A 24,903-nucleotide genomic window follows, 5' to 3' on the forward strand; every position below is an offset into this window, starting at 1 on the left:
CCTTGTTCCAGTACGGAGATGCGGAGGCGGCGCTTACATGCCGCGGAACAGACTCATGTACGGCTGGCTGACGGTCAGCACTTCGTCGCGGTGGCGCAGCTTCATCCGGCCCTTGCCGGTGTCGTCGCGCACCACCGAGGCCACCGCTTTCAGATTGACGATGGTGGAGCGGTGGATCTGCCGGAACGCGGCCGGGTCGAGCACGTCCAGCAGTTCGCGCAGCGGCGTGCGCAGCAGCGCTTCGCCGTCGCGGGTCAGCACCGTGGTGTATTTGTTGTCGGCCTGGAAATAGACCACGTCGTCGAGCAGGATCAGCCGCGTCTCGCGGCCGCGGTTGGCAGTGATCCAGGCCAGCGGCGGCGCCGCGGTGGGCGCTGGCGGGCGCTGCCCCAGGCGGTGCAGCAGCGCATCCAGCACCGCCACGTCCGGCCCCTGCGCGGCGCGCACCTGCAGCCGCTGCACGGTCGCCTGCAGGCGTTCGCGCACGATCGGCTTGAGCAGGTAATCCACCGCGCCCTGCTCGAACGCATCAATCGCGTACTGGTCGTAGGCGGTGACGAATACCACCTGGGTGCGCGGACTCAGTTCGCCCAGCGCGCGCGCCACCTCGATGCCGCTCAGGCCGGGCATGCGGATGTCCAGGAAGGCCACGTCCGGCCGGTGCTCGGCCAGGCGCTCCAGCGCGCTGGCGCCGTCCTCGCACTCGGCGACGATGCGCAACTGCGGCCAGACTTCGCCGAGCAGCGCGACCAGCGCGCTGCGCAGCAGTTCCTCGTCTTCGGCGATGACCGCATCAACCATGCTGCGCTCCTGCCGGCAGCGGCAGCGGGGCGGGCGGTTGCGGCGGACACGGCAAGGTGATCGTCGCGGCCACGCCGCTGGGGAAATTGGACACGATGGCGAACGTGGCCGCGCCGGCATAGGTCAGGCGCAAGCGCTCGCGCAGGTTCTTCAGGCCGATGCCAGTGCCGCTGGACTGGCTGTTGAAGCCCAGGCCGTCGTCGGCGACGGTGAGGGTGACGTGGTCGTCGAAGGCGCGCGCCAGGATCCAGACCGTGCCGCCGCCGGGCTTGGGCTCCAGGCCATGCTTGATCGCGTTCTCGACCAGGGTCTGCAGCATCATCGACGGCAGCGCCAGGGTCTTCATCGCCTCCGGCACCTGCAGCTCCAGGTGCAGCCGCGCGCCCATGCGGATCTTGAGGATCTCCAGGTAGGCCTGGGTGCGTTCCAGCTCTTCGCCGAGCGAACTCAGCGCGGCCTCGGCGCTGGGCAGCGAGCGGCGCAGGTACTGGATCAGGTAGCCGAGCATCAGGTCGGCGCGCGGCGGATCGGTACGCGCCAGGACCTGCGCGCTGGCCAGCGTGTTGTACAGGAAATGCGGCTCGACCTGCGCGTGCAGCAGATTCAGCCGGGCCACGGTCAGCTCCTGATCGGTGGCCGCCTGCTTGGCGGCGGCCTGTTCGTCGCGGCGCACCTCGGCGACGCGGCGCGCGACCGCACGGCTCAGCGCCTCGGCGTTCTCGTAGTTGCTGCCTTCGTCGACCGCGAACAGGTCGATCCAGGCGCTGGCGTCCGGTTCGAGCAGCAAGGTCAGGCTGCTGGTGCCGGCGCCGGGGGTCAGCGTCGCCAGCACCTGGTTGCGCTTGACCGACCAGCGCGCGGCAAGGTTCCAGCGCGACGGCGTGCGGCCGTTGTACGGATCGATGCGGCGCACCTTGGCGCGCACCTGCAGGCTGTCGGCGGCGCTCTCGATCTCCTCCACACGCGGCAGTTCGCGCACCGCCGCATCGACCAGCGCGAACGCCTCGCGGGTGTCCAGCGGGATCTCGATCTGGCGGCGCTGGCGGCTGGACAGGGTGGCGTTGTCCAGCCGCCCGGCGATCAGCCAGACCCGGCGCAGATGGGTGATGCCGGCGACCAGCGCCGACAGTATCAGCAGCATCGCCAGCAGGCCGAAGAACCAGCCGGGCCGGTTTTCCATGCCGTAGAACAGGCCGCTCCAGACGAAGCCGGCGACGATCACCGCCGCCACCCAGGCGCACAGCAGGCGGAGGATCAGGGACACGCTGGAAAACATGGCGGCGGGGATCGGTGACATGGCCGCGAGCATAGCCGCGGCAGCGCAGGCCGCCAGTCCCCTTGCGACAAAACCACGCAAGCGCGGACGGAACCTCGGATCGGCGGAGCCAAACCGCGGTGCCGGCGACGCTTCGGCGGTGCGTCTGCGGACGCCACCCCGGATCGCGCCGCCTCCGAGGCGGCGGTGGCGCGGCTGGCTGCGCTGTTCGCGTAACTGCGCCGTGACGCGCCGCATGCCCGCCACGCCGTGACGGCCGCGGCGTCGGTTCGCAGAAGCTGCAGCCTGTCGGTCGACGGATACGCCGCCTACGCGCCGCAGCGCGCTGGTTCGCTTGCCACGGCTGGGCGCCCATCGCATCGATCCGTGGGCGCCGCGCGTGCGCTTCGTGCGTGGCCAGCATGCGGTCGCCTTGCGGTCGCTCCGCGACCGGCCGACAGGCGTGCTGCACGCGTGTGCGCTACAGCCGGCTGACGCTGCGGATGCGGATCTCCTCGCTGTCCACGCCATGCCGCTGCGCGGCCTGCGCGCGCAGTTGCTGCAGCAGGCGTTCCGGGTCCAGCGGCGCGGCGGCGTCCCAGCTGTGCGCCAGCGTGCCCCAAGCCACGCGCTGGCCGTAGCTGTAGGCGTCGTAGTCGGCCAGGTAGTGGCGCGCGCACTCAGGTGCCGACGTGGACATCGCCTTCGTAGCCGTTGCAACCCAGGTGTTCCAGCGCGATCGACAAGGCCAGCGCGTAGCTCTGCGCGCAGTAGCCGCCGACCTGCCCCACGCGCTGCCGCGAGGCCGCGCACAGGCAGGGTTCGCGCTGGTCGCAGGCATCGTCGTGCACTTCCACATACGGCCGGCCCAGCCGCGCGACCGCGGCGGCGGTGATGGCGCTGTCCGAGCAGGCGCCCGGATCCAGCAGCAGCATTTCCACCCGCGCTGCGTCGGCCTGGGTCAGCGCCTGCAGCAGCTCGGCCTCGCTGGCGCAGCCGCGCACCGCCAGGGTCTTGCCGGCGCGGCCGGCGTGTTCCAGCAATTGCCGCATCATCCGCGGCGCGATGCGCGCCGGGCGGCCGCGATGGCCGGCCACACTGTCCGGGCCGCGCAACAACAGGATCGACATGGCGGCGCCCTCAGTTGGCCAGCGCCGCACGCGCGCCGAGATGGCGCGCCGCCACGCCCAATGCGATCGCGTAGCTGTCGGCGAGCGCGCCATTGGCGATCACGGTCAGCAGCGGCGCGTGGCGCGGATGCAGCAACGGCTCCAGCGCCTGCGCGCTGGCGTCGTGCACTTCGATGTAGGGATGGCCGAGCGCATCGAGCGCCTCGCGCAGGTGCGCGCCGTGATCGGCCAGGTCCGCGGCCGGCAGCTCGCCGGAATCCAGCAGCACCAGTTCGGTCTCGTCGTGCGCGCCCTGCTGCAGCCGCGCCACGATCTGCGCCGCATCGGCGCAGGCCACCGGCACCACCTGGGCGCCGGACGCGCCGGCCAGGCGCCGCGCAACGGCAATGGCCGGCGCATCGCGGTGCGGGCCTTGGATCACCAGAATCGACATGGAACACATCCAACAGAAAGGACGCTGCAGACTCTAGGCTTGTGCTGCGTAAGCGCGCTATTGCGCTATGTGGTTGGGGCGTAAAGCTTGCGTAAGAAGTTTCGGGACTCGGGACTCGGGACTCGGGACTCGGGACTCGGAAAAGCGTAACGCCGCGAACTGTGGCGTTACCGACTTCCGTTCTTCCGGTCCCGAGTCCCGCGTCCCGCGCCGACAACCGTGCGATCCCCGGCCGCATCTGCGATCATCCCCGGTTTCCCGCTGCCGACGCTGCCAGGAACCGCCCATGACCCAGACTCCCTTGCGCCGCGATGTCGGCCCATTCGCCCTGATGCTCACCGGCCTGGGCTCGATCATCGGCTCCGGCTGGCTGTTCGGCGCCTGGCGCGCTACCGGGCTGGCAGGCCCCGGCGCGATCTGGGCCTGGCTGCTGGGCGCGGCGATCGTCACCACCATCGCCCTGGCCTATGCCGAACTGGGCGCGATGTTCCCCGAGTCCGGCGGCATGGTCCGCTACAGTCACTACTCGCACGGCTCATTGGTCGGCTTCATCGCCGGCTGGGCCAACTGGATCGCGATCGTGTCGGTGATCCCGGTCGAAGCCGAGGCGTCGGTGCAGTACATGGCCTCGTGGCCGTGGCAGTGGGCGCAGGATCTGTACGTGCAGCAGCCCGGCGGCGCCGGCGAGCTGTCGGTGCCGGGCCTGTACATCGCCGCGGCGCTGGTGCTGGTGTATTTCCTGCTGAACTTCTGGAGCGTGAAGCTGTTCGCGCGCTCCAACAGCCTGATCACCGTGTTCAAGCTGGTGGTGCCGGCGCTGACCGGCATCGCGCTGGTCGCCAGCGGTTTCCACAGCGAGAATTTCAGCGTCGGCCTGCATGGCGGCACGCATACGATCGATTTCGCCGCGGTGCTGACTGCGGTGGCCACCGCCGGCATCGTGTTCAGCTTCAACGGCTTCCAGAGCCCGGTGAACCTGGCCGGCGAAGCGCGCGATCCCGGGCGCAGCATCCCGTTCGCGGTGCTCGGCTCGATCGCGCTGGCCACGGTGATCTACGTGATCCTGCAGGTGGCCTACATCGGCGCGGTGCCGCCGGAGCTACTGGCCAAGGCCGGCTGGCACGGCATCGATTTCCGCTCGCCGTTCGCGCAGCTGGCGATCATCGTCAACCTGCACTGGCTGGCGATGCTGCTGTACGTGGACGCCTTCGTCAGCCCCAGCGGCACCGGCATCACCTACACCGCCACCACCGCGCGGATGATCTACGGCATGGAGCGCAACGGCACGCTGCCGGCGGTGCTGGGCAAGCTGCATCCGCACTGGGGCGTGCCGCGCCCGGCGATGTTCTTCAACCTGGCCGTGTCCTACCTGTTCCTGTTCTTCTTCCGCGGCTGGGGCACGCTGGCCGCGGTGATCTCGGTGGCCACGATCATCTCCTACCTGACCGGCCCGATCAGCGCGATGGCGCTGCGCCGCCACGCGCCGGAGATGCACCGCCCGCTGCGCATCTTCGGCCTGCCGGTGCTGGCCGCCGCCGCCTTCGTACTGGCCACCGAGCTGCTGTACTGGGCGCGCTGGCCGCTGACCGGCGAGATCATCGTGCTGATGCTGGTGGCGCTGCCGGTGTACGCGTATTACCAGCACCGCCAGGGCTGGAAGGAGTTCGGCAAGCACCTGCGCGGCGCCAGCTGGCTGATCGCCTACCTGCCGACCATCGCGCTGCTGTCGTGGGCCGGCAGCACCACCTTCGGCGGGCATGGCTACCTGTCCTATGGACCGGACCTGATCGTGGTCGGCGTGGTCGCGCTGGGCTTCTACTTCTGGGGCGTGCGCGCCGGCTGGCGCACGCCGTCGCTGCAGCAGGCCAGCACCAGCGCCGGCTGAAGCCGGCGCAACGCGGGTCCTGACCTGCTCCCGCCACCATCCATTGAAAGCGCACCAGCCGATGCGGCTGTTCAGCGTGGCGTGGATCGCCGCAGCGCGATCACCCGATACTGGCCGTGGTCGCCATAGTGCGGCCCGGCCTTCTCGACCTCGGCGCAGAGCCGGTCGGTGCCGCAGGGCGCCAGGTCGGCACGGGCGATGCGGTCCAGATAGTCGATTTGCGCGCGACGCTGTTGGAGGTCGGCCACGGCGGCCTTGGCGCTGTACAGCGCGCAGCCCGCGCCACCCAGGCCCATGGCGCTGGCCAGCAGCATCGCAATGGCCATCATCCACATGCGCCGCATCGCCGCCGCTTCCAGAGCGTGCTGCGCCTGCGCGTAGCGCTGGGTGGTGTGGTGCAGTGCCTGGTGCGTGTCGGCAAGTGTTTGCCTGTGGCGTTCGGCCGCCGGTTCCAACGTCGCCGATAGCGCCTGCTGCGTCAGCTGCGTCAGCCGCGGCAGTGCGTTCTCGACCACCCGATTGACCTTGTGGTCGGCGTTGTCGGCCGCAGCATTGAGCGCCTGCAATTGCTGGGCGACCTGGTCTTGCAAGCGCTGTACCTGCCGTTGCAAGGTGGCGGCCAGTGTCGCCAGGGCCTTGCAGGCTTCCTGCTGGGCGTCATTGGAAGTGTTGCTTTCCGTCAGCGCGGGCGTGTTTTGCGTGTCCATCGTGTCCTCTTTGCGCGTTCAAGTCGCGACAGGATGGGGGGGCGACTACCCACCGCCACCGCCGCCTCCACCGCCTCCCCCTCCACCGCTTCCTCCCCCACCTGCGCCACCACCGCCGCCACCAGGGCCGCCGCCTCCGCCACCCCCTGGCCCAGGCTGCATCATGGGTCCGTTGGCGAATTGCGGCAGGGTCATCACCATCACCGGGCCGCGGCTGGTCTGGACCTGGGCCGTGGTGTCCAATCCGATTGCCTGCATCGCCGCGACCTGTTCCTTCGCCTCCTCCATGGCCTGGGCCTCCAGGTACTGATTCCCCTTCTCCAACAAGGCATGGGTGAACGGGCTATCGGCAATCCGGTCCAGGGCCTGTTCGATGGCGACGTCGTTCTTGCAATTGATCGCATGGATGAGATCGTCCACGTCGGTGTCGCCGGTGATCGCCTTGCGCCGGGGCAGCGACGCCGTGCTCGGCTCGCCTGGCTGTTGCGCATGGGCAGGATCTGCATCCCGGGGTGACATGCCGGAGCGTGCCGCGCATGCCGCGTGCCCGGATGGCACCAGCGCAGACACATCCCGACGGCGAAAATCGGTCTCCGCCGCCCAAGGATCTTCGCCACGCGCGCGCCGCGCCTGCCACGCCTGATCCAGGCGGTCTTGTTGCGCGAGGTCTTTTTCGAGCTGTATCCGCAGTGCACGCATTGCGTGCAACGTGTCCTCCCAGGTCTCGCGCCTTTCCGGCGCGGTGGCGGTGTGCGCGTCGGGGGGCCGGACCGAGGAAGCGACGTCTTGCTGGTGCGTTTGCGCTGTGCGTTCTGGCATGCCGATGGAGCGGTCATCGGTGCGCGCATCGGCGGACGGCATCGGTGCCTGCGCCAGCCGAGCGGCCGCTGGTGCCAGCGCGGTCTGTGCCTGCTGGGCGCTTGGCGCATCCAGCGCAGGCACGCGTGGCGGCTCGAGGTCTTGCGCATCGCTGCGCTGTGCGGCGCGTAGCGTTGCCGGGGACGGTTCCGAAGATGCAAGCGTAACCGCAGAGGAATGCCCATGTGCCGGATCCTGGTGCGGTTGCAGCGGCGTGCGCGCGTGCGCGGCGGCCGATGCCTGGGCGATAGACGGTTGCTGCGCGGGATGCGCTCGCGCATCGGCTTGCAGGGGTGCGGATGCCTGCGCGGCGTGATGCTGCGCGTCCTGCGTAAGGCGCACCTGCACCTGCTGCAGGTGCGATGCCTGCTGCGCCGCTGCATCAGGTACATCGTCTACATGCGGCTGCCCACGCTGCGCCTGTTGCTCCTGCGTGTGTTGGGCCAGGCGTTGTGGAGCATCATGCTGTTCTTGCGCGCGCTTCTCGGTCTGCTGCGTTGGGCGTTGCTCCTGATCGCGCTGCGGGGTTTCTTGCGCCTGGCGTTGCTCCTGTTCGCGCTGCGGGGTTTCCTGGGCTTGGCGCTGTTCCTGCTCGCGCTGCCGGGTTTCCTGCGCTTGGCCTTGCTCCTGCTCGCGTTGCTGCGTTTCCTGGGCCTGTCGCTGTTCCTGCTCGCGCTGCCGGGTTTCCTGCGTTTGGCGTTGTGCCTGTTCGCGTTGCTGTATTTCCTGCGCCTGGCGCTGTTCTTGCTCGCGTTGCACAAAGTAACGTTGATGCTCCTCTGACGCCTGCACCTGCAAGGCGCGCAAGGCGTCGGCCTGCCTCGCCTTTTCCAGTTGCGCCAGCTGCGCGTGTTCGCGCACCTGCGCCTGCTGTTGTTCCTGCGTCTGGCGCTCCTGCTGTTCGCGCTCCTGGCGTTGCTGTGCGGCAATCGCCGCCTGGGTCTGCGCCTGCACGTCCAGCACCAGCTGCGGGCTGGCGCCGGAGGTGGCGCCATTGCTGTCCGAGGCGGCCGTGGACCCCGATGCGGTGGATGCCAGCGTGGGCAGTGCCGGTGCGGACGGCGCTGCGTGCTGGCGTGCGCGTACCTCATGCAGCGCCTGCTGGATGTCCTCGGTGCTGGTGATGGCCGCGAGACGGTCCACGCCATCGGCGCCGCGCTGAAGATGCGCGATCGGGCTATCGGCGCCGTACACGCCCCCTGGTCCGCGTTGCAGCTGCAGCGCGCCATCGCCGGAGAGTCCTTGCGCCTCGCGCGTGCGCTGCGTCGCCAGCGCGATCGCCTCGCGCCAGTCGTGATTCAACTCCGTTCCGACGATGCGATAACGGTAGAGCGTTTCCTCGCGTTGCCGTGCTTCCGGCGAGCGCTTCGACTGCGGGATCGCGGCCAGCGTCTGCGCGTGCTCGGCCAGCGCCGGTTGCAGCAGCGCCCGCGTCGTATCCAGTTCCAGCGCCCGATTGCCCGCCGCAAGGCCGCCATCGCTGGTCCAGGGGGCCTCGGCATCGCGGTAGTAGCGCTTGCCGTCGGAAGCGTCCAGTACATCCGGATTGGGCAATGCCTGCTGCACCGCCGGCGACATCGGCCAGCCTTCGGCGGCCCAGCCGCTGCGGTGATACGCCAGTTCGTAGCGTGCGGCGATGGCGCCGGGGCTGTTGGCCAGGTTGCGCGCAACGACTTCCACGGCCTGCACGTCCAGCTCGGCCGCACGTGGTGGCGAGGCAGTTTCCTGTTCGTAGAGGCCGCGGTTATTTTCCCCGGACACCCCGGTCTTGACCTGGCGATGCCACTGGCCGTCGGCAGCATCGCGCATCCAGTTGGCCGGGCTCAGGCTTGGGCGGTCGCGGTCATCGGCCGGCAGGCTGTAGGGATCGTCGGGTTGGGGCGCGTCCTTCAACGCCAGGGCGGCGGCGGCGTTGGTGGCCTGGTAGTTCAGTTCGCGGGCTTTGTCGTAACTGGCGACGATCGGCGTGGGGGTCGGATTGTTCACCCCGTCGTTCGTCGTGTCGGCCCTCCCCTCACGCGACCAGGCGCGGCCATCGAAGGACCAGTGCGTGCCGTCGCGGTCGGTCTGGTGGTAGATGGCGCGGTTGTCGAACAAATCGGCGGCCTTCTCGCCGGCCTTGCTCATGAAGTACGCATCGGCCGCGATCAGCACCATGGGGCCGGCGCCGGAACTGCCCAGCGCATAGGCGGCTGTTGCGCCGCCGGCCCAGCCGCCGAGGTTGCGGCCGGCGTAATGCGTCAGTTCCGAGTGCGCGGCGAGCGGGTTCCCTTGCCGCAGCAGGCCTTCGATCTTGTCGCTGGTTTGCGTGGCCTCGTACAGGCTGGCGGCCGCCCCCACCACCCCCAGGGCGCCGGCCACCCTGACCCCGGGGCGGTCGAGCATCGGCGGCGCATAAGGCTTGAAGTCCACCTGGCCGCTGCGCAGCAGCCGCGCCGCCAGGGTATCGCCCTCGGTCAGGGCCGGATCGGCCAGGCCAGCGCTCGGTTGCACTGGCCGTGCCGTGGCAAGCACCGCGTGCAGCCCGGGCGCCACCGGTTCCGGCGCCTGCGCCGCCGCATGCACGATCTGTCCCGGCGGCGCATACCGCGCGGCATCGGCGGTGAGCTGGTGCACCTGGCCCTGCGCGCTGGCGCGGTCGATCTTGGGAGCGGCGGCGAACAAGGCGTTGCCTTCTTCGGAGCGGTGGATGACGTTCATGCGCGGATCGATCGGCGCATGCAACGGCGGCAGCAACGGCGCGCCGAACACGCCATTGTGGTAATCGGTCATCAGATTGAAGCTGCGTACGCCCAGGCCGCCGCGCAGGTAGCTGCCGCCGATGTCCGAATGCGCGCCGGCCACGGTGACATTGAGGAAACGCCCGTCGTCGGACAGCCCGTGCGGCATGATCTGATCGACGGGGAACAAGCCACGCCGCTCATGCTCGGCGCTGATCTGGAACCCGGACACCACCGACGGCGGCAGGCGGCGGTCGAACAGCTCCATGTAGCCGGTCGGCACCGGGTCGTACAGGCCCACGCTGATCGGGGTGAGGCCGGGGGGCTGGTGGTAGCGGTGATACAGCGGCAGGCCGTTCTCGTCGATGCCGCGGATGCCGCCCTTCGGATCGGGAATGCCGCGCTCATCGATCATCCGCGCCAGCAGCGGCACCTGGCTGGCGCCGCGGCTGAAGCCTTCCACGTGGTAGGCGATCCTGGCGTTGGGGTCGGCCTTGAAGATGAGCTGGGATTGTCTTGTCAATCTTGTATACATTTCCTCGGCACGGAACAGGCTAGTACGCCCGGTCGCGCCGTCGAGCGACTTTGCAAGAAAATCGTCCTGGGTGCCGGCGCCTTCGATGTATTCGTAGTCGATTTGTTTTATGCCAGACTCTCTTAAATCTATAACTTGCTGGCGAAATTTTGCGACATTAGTGGCATGCAATGGATCGGCATTGATATCGTTGCCGGTGCCATCCATCAGGCCAACTAGAAGATACGAATGTGGATCGGCGCGATCCAGTAGCTGTGGCACCTTGAACCGGTAAAGGTCTTCTGCAGCTTGGTCGTAGGTACCCAAGTGCTCCGGGCCGGCAACGTAGTGCGACACGTCATCGAGGGGCAATCCATCTTCACCCAGCGGCAGGATGATCTTCTTTGCCATGACCCGCGCTCCTTCAGTAGGTTTTTGTCCAGGCCAGAATGAGTTCATCGCGGCTGATTTTTGTGTGTGGGTCATGCTCTGGATCAGCCAGGTCCTTGGTCAGGACATCGGCACGCATATAGATATTGATCGTGCGATCGTTGACTTCGAGCAGGATGTACACATGGTGGCGCCCGTCTGCAAAATATCCGTAAGTCATCCAGAATTCATCCACATCCTCCTTGGGCACGTTGTGCAGGATCAAATGGCCAGGGAAGACCTTCTCCAAGTCGATCTCGACGTAACGCCCCACCCCATCCATCGCGGTCCAGCGGATATCGACCGTGCTCGGGAAGCCACGCGTCTCGAACTCCTCGGTGCTGCCGAAGCCGCCGGTCCAATCGTCTTTCCAGTCAGGGGCATAGGGAGCGCCAGAAGGCTTATCCCAATAATTCGAATGTTCCTGCTTGGCAAAGACAATGCTGCACCGCAAGACATGGTAGCAACGCGCCCCAAACGAATAACTATCGAACCGCAGCGGCCAAGGCTCGCTGGATTTCTTCCGGAGCAGATGGGCATTGAGGAAGTTCAACATTTCATGGCCGTCCATGTTGGGAGCGATGTTTCATGCGAAATATAGCAAAGGCACCCCTGACGCAGCGCCTGCTGGATGTCCTCGGTGCTGGTGATGGCCGCGAGACGGTCCACGCCATCGGCGCCGCGCTGAAGATGCGCGATCGGGCTATCGGCGCCGTACACGCCCCCTGGTCCGCGTTGCAGCTGCAGCGCGCCATCGCCGGAGAGTCCTTGCGCCTCGCGCGTGCGCTGCGTCGCCAGCGCGATCGCCTCGCGCCAGTCGTGATTCAACTCCGTTCCGACGATGCGATAACGGTAGAGCGTTTCCTCGCGTTGCCGTGCTTCCGGCGAGCGCTTCGACTGCGGGATCGCGGCCAGCGTCTGCGCGTGCTCGGCCAGCGCCGGTTGCAGCAGCGCCCGCGTCGTATCCAGTTCCAGCGCCCGATTGCCCGCCGCAAGGCCGCCATCGCTGGTCCAGGGGGCCTCGGCATCGCGGTAGTAGCGCTTGCCGTCGGAAGCGTCCAGTACATCCGGATTGGGCAATGCCTGCTGCACCGCCGGCGACATCGGCCAGCCTTCGGCGGCCCAGCCGCTGCGGTGATACGCCAGTTCGTAGCGTGCGGCGATGGCGCCGGGGCTGTTGGCCAGGTTGCGCGCAACGACTTCCACGGCCTGCACGTCCAGCTCGGCCGCACGTGGTGGCGAGGCAGTTTCCTGTTCGTAGAGGCCGCGGTTATTTTCCCCGGACACCCCGGTCTTGACCTGGCGATGCCACTGGCCGTCGGCAGCATCGCGCATCCAGTTGGCCGGGCTCAGGCTTGGGCGGTCGCGGTCATCGGCCGGCAGGCTGTAGGGATCGTCGGGTTGGGGCGCGTCCTTCAACGCCAGGGCGGCGGCGGCGTTGGTGGCCTGGTAGTTCAGTTCGCGGGCTTTGTCGTAACTGGCGACGATCGGCGTGGGGGTCGGATTGTTCACCCCGTCGTTCGTCGTGTCGGCCCTCCCCTCACGCGACCAGGCGCGGCCATCGAAGGACCAGTGCGTGCCGTCGCGGTCGGTCTGGTGGTAGATGGCGCGATTATCCAGCACATCGGCCAATTTCTCGCCGGCCTTGCTCATCACATACGCATCGGCCGCGATCAGCACCATCGGCCCGGCGCCAGCGCTGCCCAAGGCGTAGGCGGCGGCGCTGCCGCCGGCCCAGCCGCCGAGGTTGCGGCCGGCGTAATGCGTCAACTCCGATTGGACCGCGAGCGGGTTGTCCTGGCCGTACAACTCTCCGGCACGCCGTGCGGTGAGGGCGGTGTCGGCGGCACTGGTTGGGGTTTGCGGATGCATTCGAGTGTAGCGACGCCGGCGGCGGGCGAGCACGCGCTGCCGGCGTCACCCCGGAAGGCGTGATGCATCTCTCAAATTTCCATCGGCGCGTGGTTCTAATCGCCGCGCTCGCGAATCGCCTCGCAGGGTCCGTGGACAACGCCGTTTTCTGTGCGGTCAATCACGGCAACCGCCTCATCCGCTCTCGATGATGCCCGCCATGCGCCAGCCTGCGCCCCCGCCTTGGCCGCTCCGTCTTGGACCGGCCGCTTTCGGAGTGAACAGAGATGATGTCGATGTCGAGAAAATCCCGCATCACCCGCTGTGTGCTTGCCGCAGCGTTGCTGGCGGCAAGCGGTTCGGCATGGAGCTACGCCATCAACGGCGGCAAGGTCGTGGACGACAAGGGCAACGCCGTGCAGCTGCGCGGCGTCAACTGGTTCGGTTTCGAAACCAACGTGCACACCGTGCACGGCCTGTGGGCGCGCAACTGGAAGGACATGATCACGCAGATGCAGGGCCTGGGATTCAACGCAGTGCGCCTGCCGTTCTGCCCGCAGACCTTGAACGGCACCGCGCCGAGCAGCATCGACTACGGCCGCAATCCGGACTTGCAGGGCCTGAGCGCGCTGCAGGTGATGGACAAGGTGATCAACGAACTCAGCCGCCGCGGCATGTACGTGCTGCTCGACCACCACACCCCGGACTGCAATGCGATTTCCGAGCTGTGGTACACCTCTTCCTATACCGAGCAGCAGTGGCTCAAGGACCTGAGCTTTGTCGCCAAGCGCTACGCCAGCGTGCCGGGCGTGATCGGCCTGGACCTGAAGAACGAGCCGCATGGCGCGGCCACCTGGGGCAGCGGCAATGCAGGCACCGACTGGAACAAGGCCGCCGAACGCGCTTCGGCGGCGGTGCTGAAGGTGGCGCCGAAATGGCTGATCGTTGTCGAAGGCATAAGTGATAGCGCTAACTGTTCCAGCAGTGGCGGCCACTTCTGGGGCGGCAACCTGGAGCCGCTGGCCTGCGCCGCGCTGAAAATCCCGGCCAAGCGCCTGCTGCTGGCGCCGCATGTGTACGGCCCGGACGTGTTCATGCAGTCCTACTTCAGCGCCGCCAATTTCCCGGCCAACATGCCGGCGATCTGGGAGCGGCATTTCGGCCAGTTCGCGCAATCCGGGCAGGCGCTGCTGCTGGGCGAGTTCGGCGGCAAGTACGGCCAGGGCAATGCGCTGGACGTGCAGTGGCAGAATGCGCTGGTCGACTACCTGATCGGCAAGGGCATCCACAGCGGTTTCTACTGGTCGTGGAATCCGAACAGCGGCGACATCGGCGGCATCCTCAACGACGACTGGTCCTCGGTGCGCACCGACAAGGTCGCCTTGCTGAAGAAGCTGTGGGGGGATTCCAGCAGCGCTACGCCGACACCGACACCTACCGCGACGCCCACTCCGAGAGCGACAGCGACACCCACCCACACGCAGACCGCGGGCGGCGCCAGCTTCAGCACCAGGACCGTGGTGGACAGCGACTGGAACGCCGGCTATTGCCACCGCGTGCAAGTGACCAACACCGGCAGCGCCAGCGGCAACTGGGCGGTCACCGTTTCGATCAGCGGCACCGTCAACACCCTGTGGAATGCCAGCTGGTCGCAGTCCGGCAGCACGCTCAACGCATCTGGCGTGGACTGGAACAAGCCCCTGGCCCCCGGCGCCAGCGCCGAATTCGGCTTCTGCGCCGCGCGCTGAGCGCCTGCAGCGACACCGTCCTCGCGCGTCGTGCGCGGAGATGGCAAGCAACGGCAGCGTCGCACGGCGCTGCCGTTCGCGTTTCGGGCCAGCGCCATGCGGCGCGGTGCGGATGACGATCGTTGCGTGCGCGGATCCGTCCTGCGCGACACATCGGACATCGGACGACGGGCTTGTCCTCGGCAGCGGCCGCCACTGCAACCGCTGCCGGCGTCCGCGGCTCGGCACAGCCCCCGCGGCCAGGCATCGGTGCCCTGCCATAAGTCACCTTCCGGGGCCGGCACGCGGCCACTATGCTGTTCGATCCTCCTCATCAGGCCCTGCCCATGCTCCGACCCTTGTCGTTGTTGATCTCCAGCATCCTCACCCTTGGCGTCGGCGCCGCCAGCGCCCCAGCCAGCGCCGCGCCGCCGGCACTGGCCGCCAAGGCCACCGTGCCGGAGATCGCCTACACCCGCTTCACCCTGCCCAACGGCCTGACCGTGGTGGTGCACGAAGACCACAAGGCGCCGGTGGTGGCAGTGAGCATCTGGTACCACATCGGCTCCGGCGACGAGCCGGCCGGCAAGACCGGCTTCGCTCACCTGTTCGAGCACCTGATGTTCTCCGGCTCGGAAAACCACAAGGGCACCTATTTCGAGCCGTTCGAGAAGGTCGGCGCCACCGACATGAACGGCACCACCTGGTTCGACCGCACCAACTACTTCGAGACCGTGCCGACCACCGCACTGGACCTGGCGCTGTGGATGGAATCGGACCGTATGGGCCACCTGCTCGGCGCGATCGGGCAGAAGGAACTGGATACCCAGCGCGGCGTGGTGCAGAACGAGAAGCGCCAGGGCGAGAACCGCCCGTATGGACGCGTGGACGAGAACATCCTGGCCAACATCTTCCCGGCCAACCACCCGTACCAGCACGACACCATCGGTTCGATGGCCGACCTCGACGCGGCCTCGCTGGACGACGTCAAGCAGTGGTTCCACGACAACTACGGCGCCGCCAACACCACCCTGGTGCTGGCCGGCGACATCACCGTGGCCCAGGCCAAGGCCAAGGCCGCGCAGTATTTCGGCGACATCCCCGCCGGCAAGCCGGTGCCGCGCCAGCAGCCGTGGATCACCCCGCTGGCCAGGCAGACCCGTGGCGTGCAGCACGACCATGTCGCGCAGCCGCGCCTCTACCGCACCTGGGTGGCGCCGCAGCTGGGCAGCGACGACGCGGTGCAGCTGGAGCTGGCCACCACCGTGCTCGGCGGCGGCAAGACCAGCCGCCTGTACCAGCGCCTGGTGTACCGCGACAACCTGGTGGACGACGTCTCGGCCAGCATCCAGCCGTTCGCGCTGGCCAGCCAACTGCAGATCAGCGCCGACGTGAAGGACGGCGTGGACCCGGCCAAGGTCGAGGCCGCCATCGCCGACGAATTGCAGAAGTTCCTGGCCGAAGGCCCGAGCGCCGACGAACTGCAGCGCGCGCAGATCGCTGCACGGGCCAGCTTCGTGCGCGGCCTGGAGGAGGTCGGCGGCAAGGCCGCGATCCTGGCCGAGGGCCAGGTCTACCGCAAGGATCCGGGCGCCTACCAGCACGACCTGCAGCGCGCCCAAGCCGCCACCGCGGCGAGCGTGCGCAAGGCCGCCGACACCTGGTTCGGCAAGGGCGACTACCTGCTGACCGTGCTGCCGGCCGGCGACGGCTTCGACCCGGTAGCCGAGGACAAGGCGGTCAAGCCGCTGCCCGTGGCCGCCGGCAAGCCCGCGCCCACGCTGCCGGCCAAGGCCAGCTACAGCGTCGGCAAAAACCAGGTGGACCGCGCCGCCGGCATCCCGGAAACCAGCCAGTTCCCGAACCTGAGCTTCCCGCAGCTGCAGCGCGGCAAGCTCAAGAACGGCATCGAGGTGGTGCTGGCCGAACGCCATACCATCCCCGTGACCAAGGTGGAACTGCTGTTCGACGCCGGCTACGCGGCCGACCAGGGCGGCAAGCTCGGCACCGCCAACTTCACTGCGGCGCTGATGAACGAGAGCACCCGCAGCCTGGATTCGGTGGAAGTGGCGAAGCGCCGCCAGCGCCTGGGCGCGATCACCAGCGTGGCGTGCGAGTTGGACAGCTGCGCCGCCTCGCTCGACGCGCTCAACGACCAGTTGGCGCCGTCGCTGGCGCTGTTCGCCGACATCGTGCGCAACCCGGCGTTCAAGGCCGAGGACATCGAGCGCGTCCGCGGCCAGCGGCTGGCCTCCATCGCGCAGGAAAAGACCGAGCCGCAGAGCCTGGCGCTGCGCACCCTGCCGCCGCTGCTGTACGGCCCGCACCATCCCTACGGCGTACCGCTCACCGGCAGCGGCACCGAAAAGGCGATCAAGAGCCTGAGCGCCAGCGACCTGACCGCGTTCCAGAACAGCTGGCTGCGCCCGGACAACCTGCGCATCCTGGTCGCCGGCGACACCACCCTGGCGCAGATCATTCCGCAGCTGGACACGGCGTTCGGCGACTGGCAGCCGCCGGCGGCCACGCACCCGAGCAAAACCCTGTCGCAGGTCGCCGCGCAGCCCAAGCCGCGCGTGTTCCTGATCAACCGCACCGACGCCCCGCAATCGCTGATCCTGGCCGGCCTGCTGGCGCCGTCGACCAAGGCGCCGAACAACCTCACCATCGGCGTGGCCAACGGCGCCTTCGGCGGCACCTTCACCTCGCGGCTGAACATGAACCTGCGCGAGGACAAGCGCTGGGCCTACGGCGCCGAAAGCTTCATGATCGATGCGCAGGGCCAGCGGCCGTTCCTGTTCTTCGCCCCGGTGCAGACCGACAAGACCGCCGAGTCGGTGGCCGAGATCCTGAAGGAGGCCAAGGCCGTGGTCGGCGACAAGCCGCTGACCACCGAGGAGATCGCCAACATCAAGAACCAGCGCATCCGCGCCCTGCCGGGCAGCTTCGAGACCACCGGCGCGGTGCTGGGCGCGGTCGAGAGCATCGTCCAGTACGGGCGCCCGGACGACTACGTGCAGACCCTGAAGACGCGCCTGGAAGGCATCGACCAGGCCACGGCGGAAGCGGCGATCAAGGAAATCGTCGCCCCGCAGGCGATGACCTGGGTCATCGTCGGCGACCTCAAGCAGATCGAGGCGCCAGTGCGCGCGCTGAAGCTGGGCGAGGTGCAGGTACTGGGCAGCGACGGCCAGCCGGTCAAGGCGAAGGCCAAGGCGGCCACCAGGCAGTAACGCGACACGCGCATGGCCGGGAACTCCCGGCCATGCGTTGCAAGGCGGCGTGCGGGCGGATCGCCCGCGACGCTGGACGTCTCGGCAACACTCCCCTGCGCAGTGGTCCACACGCTGCCCGCTGCGTCGTCCTGCACAGCCGTCGAGAGTGCTTGATCCTGTCAGCCAGCCCGTGTCGGGACTGGCTCGATCGTGTCGGTAACGCCGGATTCCCGGATCCCGACCCACTGGGCGCAGCCGACGCCGGCTTGCCGCGTATGCGCGAAGGCGCCGCGCTTGAACTCGGCACCGATGCGTCCCAGCTGGCTCGCGGTCCCTGCCGACAGCCGGCCATCACCTGCAGATCGCGTTGGCTCGTCCGCTCCCCATCGCTGCCCGACTGGCGGCGAATTCGGCGGTGCACGAGTGGCGCGGTGTTCGAGCAACTGGGCGTGTCGGACAGGGACTGTGCGCTGGTGGACACCGCCTTCCGGCGTGCCGCCGACGTGGGCATGCGCGAAGTGGAGCGCCATCTGTAAGCAACACCGCCGGCCGTCCACCCAGGTCACTGCAAGCCTCGCCCCTCGGCACGCTGATCCGCTGGGCGATGGGCAGACCCGGTGCTTCTGCCACGGGTCGCGACCACCGGGACCAACCGATTGGCCCCGCTTTTGCATCGCTTGTGATATGTCCCCGGCCACGCCTCCGTTCAAGCCGATCGTAACGCGGCCGCTATCAGCAGATCCGCTACACGCGCCATGCCCTGACAGGATCGCGGCGCATGCGCGCCTGTTCCTCGGCAAGCGGCCGCCACAGCTGCCAGTCACCCGCCTTCTCCTTCGGTCGTTTACCATGCCGCACGCATCCTGCTCTGGACCCCAGATGAGCCATGCCGCTCCTCCCTGTTGCACGCCGCTGCTGAGCCTGTCGCTGGGCCTGCTGCTGGGCAACTACGACACCGCCTCGGCGCAGCCCGCGCCGCGCGCGATGCAGACCGCGCCGGCGCCGGCGCCACTGACCCCGGACCTGGCCTATCCCGAGCTGTTCCAGGCCGTGCAGCAGCAGGAACTGTTCGACGACCAGAAGCACTTCGTCGATGCGCTGCCGCTGCGCGACCCGGCGCTGATCAACGCCGACTACCTGGGCCAGCGCCAGCAGCCGGGCTTCGACCTGCGCCGCTTCGTCGCCGCCAACTTCGAGGAATCCGGCCCGGTGCAGACCGAGGCGATCCGCCAGGACACCGGCCTGCGCGAGCACATCGACACGCTGTGGCCGCTGCTGGTGCGGCGCCAGGTGGACGTGCCGGCGCACAGCAGCCTGCTGTCGCTGCCGCAACCCTACGTGGTGCCGGGCGGTCGCTTCCGCGAGGTCTACTACTGGGATTCGTACTTCACCATGCTCGGCCTGGTCGAGAGCGGCGAGCGCGAACGCAGCCGGCAGATGCTGGACAATTTCGCCTACCTGATCGACACCTACGGGCACATCCCCAACGGCAACCGCAGCTACTACCTGAGCCGCTCGCAGCCGCCGTTCTTCTCGCACATGGTGCAGCTGCAGGCCAAGGTGGAAGGCGACGCGGCCTATGCGCGCTACCTGCCGCAGCTGCAGAAGGAATACGCGTACTGGATGCAGGGCGCGCAGGCGCTGGCGCCGGGCAGCGCGCAGGCGCACGTGGTGCGGCTGGCCGACGGCAGCCTGCTCAACCGCTACTGGGACGCGCGCGACACGCCGCGCCCGGAAGCCTGGCTGCACGACGTGCGCACCGCGGCCGAGGCCAAGGACCGCCCCGCCGCCGAGGTCTACCGCGACCTGCGCGCCGGCGCCGAGAGCGGCTGGGACTATTCCAGCCGCTGGCTCAGCGACCGCAAGACCCTGGCCACGATCCGGACCACCGCCATCGTCCCGGTCGATCTCAACAGCCTGCTCTACCACCTCGAAACCACCCTGGCCCTGGCCTGCGCCAAGAGCCCGGGCGCGGCCGGCTGCGACACCGACTACGCGGCCCTGGCCAGCGCGCGCAAGACCGCGATGGACAAGCACCTGTGGAGCGACGCCGGCTACTACGCCGACTACGACTGGCAACAGCGCCGGTTGCGCGACCAGGTCACCGCCGCGGCGCTGTATCCGCTGTTCGTCGGCATCGCCTCGCCGGCGCGCGCCAAGCGCAGCGCCGACACCGTGCAGGCGCAGCTGCTGCGTCCCGGCGGCCTGGCCACCACCCGCCTGCATACCGGCCAGCAATGGGACGAACCCAACGGCTGGGCGCCGCTGCAGTGGATCGCGGTGGACGGCCTGCGCCGCTACGGCCAGGACGCGCTGGCGCAGCGCATTGGCAGCCGCTTCCTGGCGCGGGTACAGGCGCTGTTCGCGCAGCAGCACAAGCTAGTGGAGAAGTACGGCGTCGACGCCAAGGCCCAGGGCGGCGGCGGCGGCGAATACGCGCTGCAGGACGGCTTCGGCTGGACCAACGGCGTGACCCTGCTGTTGCTGGACCTGTACGCGAAACCGGCCGTCGCCGCGCCGCCCGCAGCGGCCGCGCAGCGCCACGCACAGCCGGAGCCGGCCACGCCCTGAGGCGGCGTCCGGCGGGTATGCGGCGGCCACGGCATCGTCGCCATCGCCTCGCACTACGAACCGCTGACGCTGCTGGTGAACGTGCAGCGCGGCCCGGTGTTCACCGACGCGCGCTACTGCGCCGGCGTTTCCGTCTTGATTCCCATCGCCTCGCGGTAGCGCTGGTACAGCGCCATCACCTTGTCGATGTAGTCCCGGGTTTCCGCATACGGCGGCACGCCGCGGTAGCGCGCCACGGTGCCGATGCCGGCGTTGTAGGCGGCCGCGGCCAGGGTGCGGTCGCCCTGGTAGCGGCGCAGCAGCGACTGCATGTAGCGCGCGCCGCCGGCGATCGACTGATCGGCGGCGAACGGATCGGCCACACCGTATTCCTTCGCCACCTCGGGCATCAGCTGCATCACGCCCTGCGCGCCCTTCGGCGATACCGCCGCCGCGTCGAAGCCGCTTTCGGCATGCGCGATCGCGCGCAGCCACGGATCGTCCACCCCGGTGGCGCGCGCCGCGGCGCGGAACTGCTTGGCGTGCATGTTCAACTGCGGCGCGCCGACCTTGCCCAGTCCCGGATGCGCCGCCTCGCCGGGTGGGGTGACCGCGGTGAAGCGCAGGTACGCGCGCGAACCGGGCAGGTTGCGCGTGGAATACACCAGGCGCCCGTCCTGCTCGCGCTCGTACAGGGTGCCGCTGAACACGCCCATGCTGCCCCACAGATTGGGCATGGCGATCGCGGCATCGTCCAGTTCCTTGGGCGTGCAGCGCGACCCGGGCTCCGGCGCGGTCGCCAGGCTGACCGTGCCGTCGCGCACGCAGCGATACACCGTGCGCGCCTGCGCCGCGGCGACAACGCCGCAGCACAGCAGCAGGCTCAGCAGCGTTCGGGCACAGCGCATGGGGCGGGAGATGGAACCGGCGACGGTGGGCGCGCATCATCGCGCAGCGGGCGTCGGCGCGAGTGAGGACCGGCCAGGACGCTCGTTTTGACCCGCGCCCTTGTAGGAGCAACTGTCTTCTCATCCGATAACCTCACGCCATGGTGTGCGATCTCGTGCCATGGCGTTGAGTCGGATAAGCAGCACGCGCATGCATGCGGTGATGGCGACCTTGGCGGGCTTGCCGCGTGCCCGTAACTGTTGATAACGCTCCTTGAAGGAGGCTTGAGTGCGCACAACGCTCCAACAGGCCATGTACAGCACTCGTCGGATCGTGGCACGCCCGCCGCGGATGCGGCGTTTGCCGCAGTGCTGCCCGCTGTCCACGTTGTAGGGAGCCAGGCCGACCAGGGCCGCGATCTGGCGACGATCCAGCGTCCCCAGTTCGGGCAGATAGGCCATCAGGCTGGCGGTGGTGACCTCGCCGATGCCCGGGACCGTGCCCAGGGCGTGCGCCAGCGCATCGTCGAGCTGGCACCGCACCTGCTTGATCGCCTGGTTCATCCGCTGGATACGGCGGCGCACGTCGCCGATCTGCTCGATCAGGCACGCGCGCACCATGGCCAGGGTCGCCTGATGCAAGCGACGGCGCTCGTCGTCACGTTGCTGGACCAGTTGCTCGCGGCGCTGGACCAGCATGCGCAGTTGCTCACGCAAGGGATCGGGAGCCGGCGCGGGCGCTTGCACCAGGTGAGCCATGCGCGCCAGCAAGGCCGCATCCAGCGGATCGGTCTTGGCGGTTGTGCCCAAGGCCGTGGCGAAAGCGCGTGCCCGGCGCGGATTGATCCGGGTCACCGGGATCCCTGCCGTGGCCAGTGCCGTCATCACCGCCCGTTCGTAGCCGCCGGTGGCCTCCAGCAGCGCGTTGCCGACGCAGTGCCCGGCAAGGTGGTCGCACAGGCGCTGGTGGCCCTGGGCGGTATTGGGAAAGGACAGCAACTGGTCCAGGGGAAGCACGTGGACGGCCAAGGTGTCCTTGGCCACATCGATACCGATCCAAAGAGGCATAAGCGTTAGGTAGACTGGGGGACAGGAGAGAGCCACCTCGTCGCTGCCCACGCTTGTGAAGTTCGAGCGAACGCTCGTTCAACTGTTCGGGCTAGGCAACGAGGTCGATGTGCGGCCGCCCTGGCTCCTACACGTGCTTGAACACTACGGCCTGTCGGCGTGCCGCACATCGCTCTCCACTCAAACTGTAGAGCAATCTCCAGACACAAGCGGCTTCAGCCGCGACAGGTTGCCGAAGCCACTGCGATCCCCGGCCTATTCTTGGTCCATCTGTCACGATCCCTTCCGAAGCCCGGCAACTGCACGGCTCCACGCGTCGAGACTGAAGTCGCTCCCACAGGAGACTTGCGGCAAGCCGGCCGAGTGCACTGTGGGAGGGACTTCAGTCCCGACTGTTTCCGAGGTCGGATAGCTGGATGGCTTCGTTCGTCGCGGCTGAAGCCGCTCCTACAGGAAGCTTGCTGCCGACTCGCCGGGTGCACTGTAGGAGCGGCTTCAGCCGCGACAGGTTGCCAAAGCCACTGCGATCCCCGGCCTATTCTTGGTCCATCTGTCACGATCGCTTCCGAAGCCCGGCAACTGCACGGCTCCACGCGTCGCGACTGAAGTCGCTCCCACAAGGCACTTGCAGCAAGCCGGCCGGGTGCACTGTGGGAGGGACTTCAGTCCCGACTGTTTCCGAAGTCGGATAGCCGGCCCACTCCGTTCGTCGCGGCTGAAGCTCCTACAACGGCAAGCAGCCGGGAAAACGCCACCCTTACGGCGCGCACGCCGCCAGTGTCTGGTCGGCGTACCACAGCGCGCGCCGCGCCAGGTCGTAGGCGCTGTCGGCGGCGCGTGGCAGGGTCTGCTGCGCCAGGATCGGGTCGGCACCGCGGGCCATGGCGTTTTCCACACGCTGCAGGTCGCCCAGGTTGTCCAGCACCGGCTGCAGCAGGCGGCTGCGCTGCGCCGCCGGGCAGGCCGCACGGCGCTGCTCCAGTTCGCCGATCGCCTTGCGGATGCGGCGGCTGGCCTCGCCATCCAGGCCGGGCGCCTTTTCCAACGCAATCGGCGCGGCCTTGTAGGCATCGCCGGTCGCTTCGCTGCCGAGATCGCCCGCGCGCTCGTGCAGCGCCGGATTGAAGCGCACGTCCGGCGGCGGCCGCGCCACCGCCGGCTGGTGGCTGCTCTTGGACAGCATCTTCTTCATCGCATCGCCGATGCCCTGCATCGCCACGTCGCCCAGAGTGCCGTCGCTGGCCCAGTCCTTGTCGAAGCGGGTGCGCCGGTAGTCGATCGGGTTGGGACGCTCGAGCAGGCGTTTGGCCTTGGCCAGGTCGCGCGGGTTGGTGGTGCCTGGCGGCGTGCCCTGCGCCTCGGCGAACGGGTCCACCGCCACGCCGTCCGGCAGCCGCGCGCTGCCGTCGCGGGTGTACAGCGTGGCGCGCATCGGCGCGGCCGGCGTGGCCACCGCGGCGGCGCGGCGGGTCGGTGGCGGCAGCGGCGCTTGCGCCGCGCGCGCGGCAGCCGGCGCGCGCCGTGCCGCGGCATGCGGCGCGGACGGGGCGGCCTGCGATGGCGGCGACGGTGCGGCGACCGGCACCGAGCGCGGCACGAAGACCAGCCGCATCGCGTCGTGGGCACGCGCCGGCGCCGCCGCCGGCGCGATCAACAACAGGCGGCCCAGCAGCAGCAGGATCAGCACGGTGATGGCGGCCGCCCCCAGGTGCAGCAGCCGGTCTTGCGCAGGCGCAGACGTCACGACGATCGAGATTCCATAGCGAGGCATGCGTCCACCGGATGAGTGTCTCCGGACTCCGCTATGGTGCCGTGAGTTCCTGTGCCGCACCGTGTCGGTCGGCATCGGCCGCCGTCATGCAGCGTCATGCGCCGCCGGACTACAGGCGCAAAACCCCCGCCACGCTTGACGCTGCGCCATGCCGCGAGGAAACCGGCTAAGGTGACCGGCGCCGATACGGCGACAGCCGGCGTACAGCCAGCGCGCGCCGGCGCCGCCGATATCCCCTGTTCTGGAGAACACACCTGTGGTGGAGAAGCACATGATCCGATGGCTCGGCGCCTGCCTGCTGAGCGCCGCCGCGACGCTGCCGGCCACCGCGGCGCCCTCGCACCTGGACAGCATCGCGCAGCGCGGCACCCTGCGCGTGTGCACCACCGGCGACTACCTGCCGTACAGCCTGCTGCGCGCGGACGGCGGCTACGAGGGCATCGACATCGCCCTGGCGCAATCGCTGGCGGCCAGCCTGCAGGTGCCGGTGACCTGGGTACCCACACGCTGGGCGACACTGCTGCCGGACCTGCTCGCCGATCGCTGCGACATCGCCGTCGGCGGCATCTCGGTGTCGCTGCCGCGGCAGCGCCAAGCCTGGTTCAGCGCGGTGCTCGACGTGGACGGCAAGATCCCGCTGGTACGCTGCGCCGACCAGCAGCGCTATCGCGATATCGCGCAGATCAATCGCGCCGAGGTGCGGGTGATCGAACCGCGCGGCGGCACCAACGACGCCTTCGCCCGCCGCGCGCTGCCGCAGGCGCAGCTGACCCTGTCCGACGACAACACCGCGATCTTCCGCGAACTACGCGAAGGCCGCGCCGACGTGATGATCACCGACGCCTCCGAAGCGCGCTTCCAGCAGCGCCGCGTGCCCGGCCTGTGCGCGGTGAACCCGCAGCAGCCGCTGCAGTACAGCGAAAAAGCCTTCCTGCTGCCGCGCGACGACATGGCCTGGAAAGCCTACGTGGACCAGTGGCTGCACCTGAGCAAGGCCAGCGGCGAGTACCGCAAGGCGCAGGCGCCGTGGTTGGGGGAGGCGGCCGAGTAGCTTGCCGGGAAGCGTTGCAGATCGCACGGTTGCCGGGATCGGCGATGTACG

16 protein-coding genes and 2 pseudogenes are annotated in these 24,903 nt (G+C 68.7%); 6 read left to right on the forward strand and 12 right to left on the reverse strand.

Annotated elements, in window-relative coordinates:
• Nucleotides 1–33 precede the first annotated feature (33 nt).
• From KHF85_RS17850 to KHF85_RS17870, 5 genes are all read right to left on the reverse strand, one after another.
• The gene (locus KHF85_RS17850; RefSeq protein ID WP_064539191.1) at nucleotides 34–801 is read right to left on the reverse strand and encodes a LytR/AlgR family response regulator transcription factor; all 768 of its coding nucleotides are present in this window, start codon (nucleotides 799–801) and stop codon (nucleotides 34–36) included.
• Nucleotides 794–2,077, reverse strand: coding sequence for a histidine kinase (locus KHF85_RS17855; protein ID WP_284569590.1), 1,284 nt, complete (start codon nucleotides 2,075–2,077; stop codon nucleotides 794–796). The genes KHF85_RS17850 and KHF85_RS17855 overlap by 8 nt, the downstream gene beginning before the upstream one ends.
• Nucleotides 2,078–2,537: 460 nt before the next feature.
• A complete protein-coding gene (locus tag KHF85_RS17860) occupies nucleotides 2,538–2,756 on the reverse strand; it encodes a hypothetical protein (protein ID WP_284567695.1) in 219 nt (72 codons plus the stop codon).
• Nucleotides 2,737–3,186 carry a type II 3-dehydroquinate dehydratase gene (locus KHF85_RS17865; protein ID WP_009589054.1) on the reverse strand — a complete coding sequence of 150 codons (450 nt, stop codon included), beginning with the start codon at nucleotides 3,184–3,186 and terminating at the stop codon, nucleotides 2,737–2,739. Before KHF85_RS17865 ends, KHF85_RS17860 begins: the two co-directional genes overlap by 20 nt.
• 10 nt (nucleotides 3,187–3,196) lie before the next feature.
• Nucleotides 3,197–3,619 carry a hypothetical protein gene (locus tag KHF85_RS17870; RefSeq protein WP_284567696.1) on the reverse strand — a complete coding sequence of 141 codons (423 nt, stop codon included), beginning with the start codon at nucleotides 3,617–3,619 and terminating at the stop codon, nucleotides 3,197–3,199.
• Nucleotides 3,620–3,905: 286 nt separating this feature from the next.
• Between KHF85_RS17870 and KHF85_RS17875 the strand changes: the two genes are divergently transcribed.
• Nucleotides 3,906–5,504 (forward strand): APC family permease, encoded by a 1,599-nt coding sequence (locus tag KHF85_RS17875; RefSeq protein WP_284567697.1) that lies wholly within the window; start codon nucleotides 3,906–3,908, stop codon nucleotides 5,502–5,504.
• A 71-nt stretch (nucleotides 5,505–5,575) separates the two neighbouring features.
• Here the strand turns inward: KHF85_RS17875 and KHF85_RS17880 are convergent, their stop codons facing one another.
• From KHF85_RS17880 to KHF85_RS17895, 4 genes and pseudogenes are all read right to left on the reverse strand, one after another.
• A complete protein-coding gene (locus KHF85_RS17880; protein ID WP_284567698.1) occupies nucleotides 5,576–6,211 on the reverse strand; it encodes a hypothetical protein in 636 nt (211 codons plus the stop codon).
• A gap of 45 nt (nucleotides 6,212–6,256) precedes the next feature.
• On the reverse strand, nucleotides 6,257–10,714 hold the full coding sequence (locus tag KHF85_RS17885) for a phospholipase effector Tle1 domain-containing protein (RefSeq protein WP_284567699.1): 4,458 nt from the start codon (nucleotides 10,712–10,714) through the stop codon (nucleotides 6,257–6,259).
• 13 nt (nucleotides 10,715–10,727) lie between these two features.
• Nucleotides 10,728–11,288: a hypothetical protein gene (locus tag KHF85_RS17890; protein WP_284567700.1), complete on the reverse strand. Its 561-nt coding sequence runs from the start codon at nucleotides 11,286–11,288 to the stop codon at nucleotides 10,728–10,730.
• Between the two features lie 56 nt (nucleotides 11,289–11,344).
• Nucleotides 11,345–12,583 (reverse strand): annotated as a pseudogene (locus KHF85_RS17895) (hypothetical protein); the annotation flags it as partial.
• A gap of 290 nt (nucleotides 12,584–12,873) precedes the next feature.
• Here KHF85_RS17895 and KHF85_RS17900 point away from each other — a divergent pair.
• From KHF85_RS17900 to KHF85_RS20740, 4 genes and pseudogenes are all read left to right on the forward strand, one after another.
• Nucleotides 12,874–14,331 carry a cellulase family glycosylhydrolase gene (locus tag KHF85_RS17900; RefSeq protein ID WP_284569591.1) on the forward strand — a complete coding sequence of 486 codons (1,458 nt, stop codon included), beginning with the start codon at nucleotides 12,874–12,876 and terminating at the stop codon, nucleotides 14,329–14,331.
• Nucleotides 14,332–14,657: 326 nt separating this feature from the next.
• Nucleotides 14,658–17,543 carry a M16 family metallopeptidase gene (locus tag KHF85_RS17905; protein WP_284567701.1) on the forward strand — a complete coding sequence of 962 codons (2,886 nt, stop codon included), beginning with the start codon at nucleotides 14,658–14,660 and terminating at the stop codon, nucleotides 17,541–17,543.
• Nucleotides 17,544–18,404: 861 nt separating this feature from the next.
• On the forward strand, nucleotides 18,405–20,096 hold the full coding sequence (gene treA, locus KHF85_RS17910; protein WP_284567702.1) for an alpha,alpha-trehalase TreA: 1,692 nt from the start codon (nucleotides 18,405–18,407) through the stop codon (nucleotides 20,094–20,096).
• Nucleotides 20,097–20,204, forward strand: a pseudogene (locus tag KHF85_RS20740) (AIM24 family protein); the annotation flags it as partial. It abuts the gene before it with no gap.
• 5 nt (nucleotides 20,205–20,209) lie between these two features.
• On the opposite strand, the gene KHF85_RS17915 reads toward KHF85_RS20740, so the two are convergent.
• The 3 genes from KHF85_RS17915 to KHF85_RS17925 form a co-directional block, all read right to left on the reverse strand.
• Nucleotides 20,210–20,983 carry a lytic transglycosylase domain-containing protein gene (locus tag KHF85_RS17915; RefSeq protein WP_284567703.1) on the reverse strand — a complete coding sequence of 258 codons (774 nt, stop codon included), beginning with the start codon at nucleotides 20,981–20,983 and terminating at the stop codon, nucleotides 20,210–20,212.
• Nucleotides 20,984–21,103: 120 nt separating this feature from the next.
• Nucleotides 21,104–22,030 carry an IS110 family RNA-guided transposase gene (locus tag KHF85_RS17920; protein ID WP_284566813.1) on the reverse strand — a complete coding sequence of 309 codons (927 nt, stop codon included), beginning with the start codon at nucleotides 22,028–22,030 and terminating at the stop codon, nucleotides 21,104–21,106.
• 757 nt (nucleotides 22,031–22,787) lie between these two features.
• Complete coding sequence (locus KHF85_RS17925; RefSeq protein WP_284567704.1) at nucleotides 22,788–23,801, reverse strand: hypothetical protein; 1,014 nt, start codon at nucleotides 23,799–23,801, stop codon at nucleotides 22,788–22,790.
• 271 nt (nucleotides 23,802–24,072) lie between these two features.
• On the opposite strand from KHF85_RS17925, the gene KHF85_RS17930 reads away from it, so the two are divergent.
• Nucleotides 24,073–24,852 (forward strand): transporter substrate-binding domain-containing protein, encoded by a 780-nt coding sequence (locus KHF85_RS17930; protein WP_284567705.1) that lies wholly within the window; start codon nucleotides 24,073–24,075, stop codon nucleotides 24,850–24,852.
• Nucleotides 24,853–24,903: the final 51 nt, after the last annotated feature.

The organism is Xanthomonas graminis pv. graminis, from assembly GCF_030168915.1.
Classification (GTDB): domain Bacteria; phylum Pseudomonadota; class Gammaproteobacteria; order Xanthomonadales; family Xanthomonadaceae; genus Xanthomonas_A; species Xanthomonas_A translucens.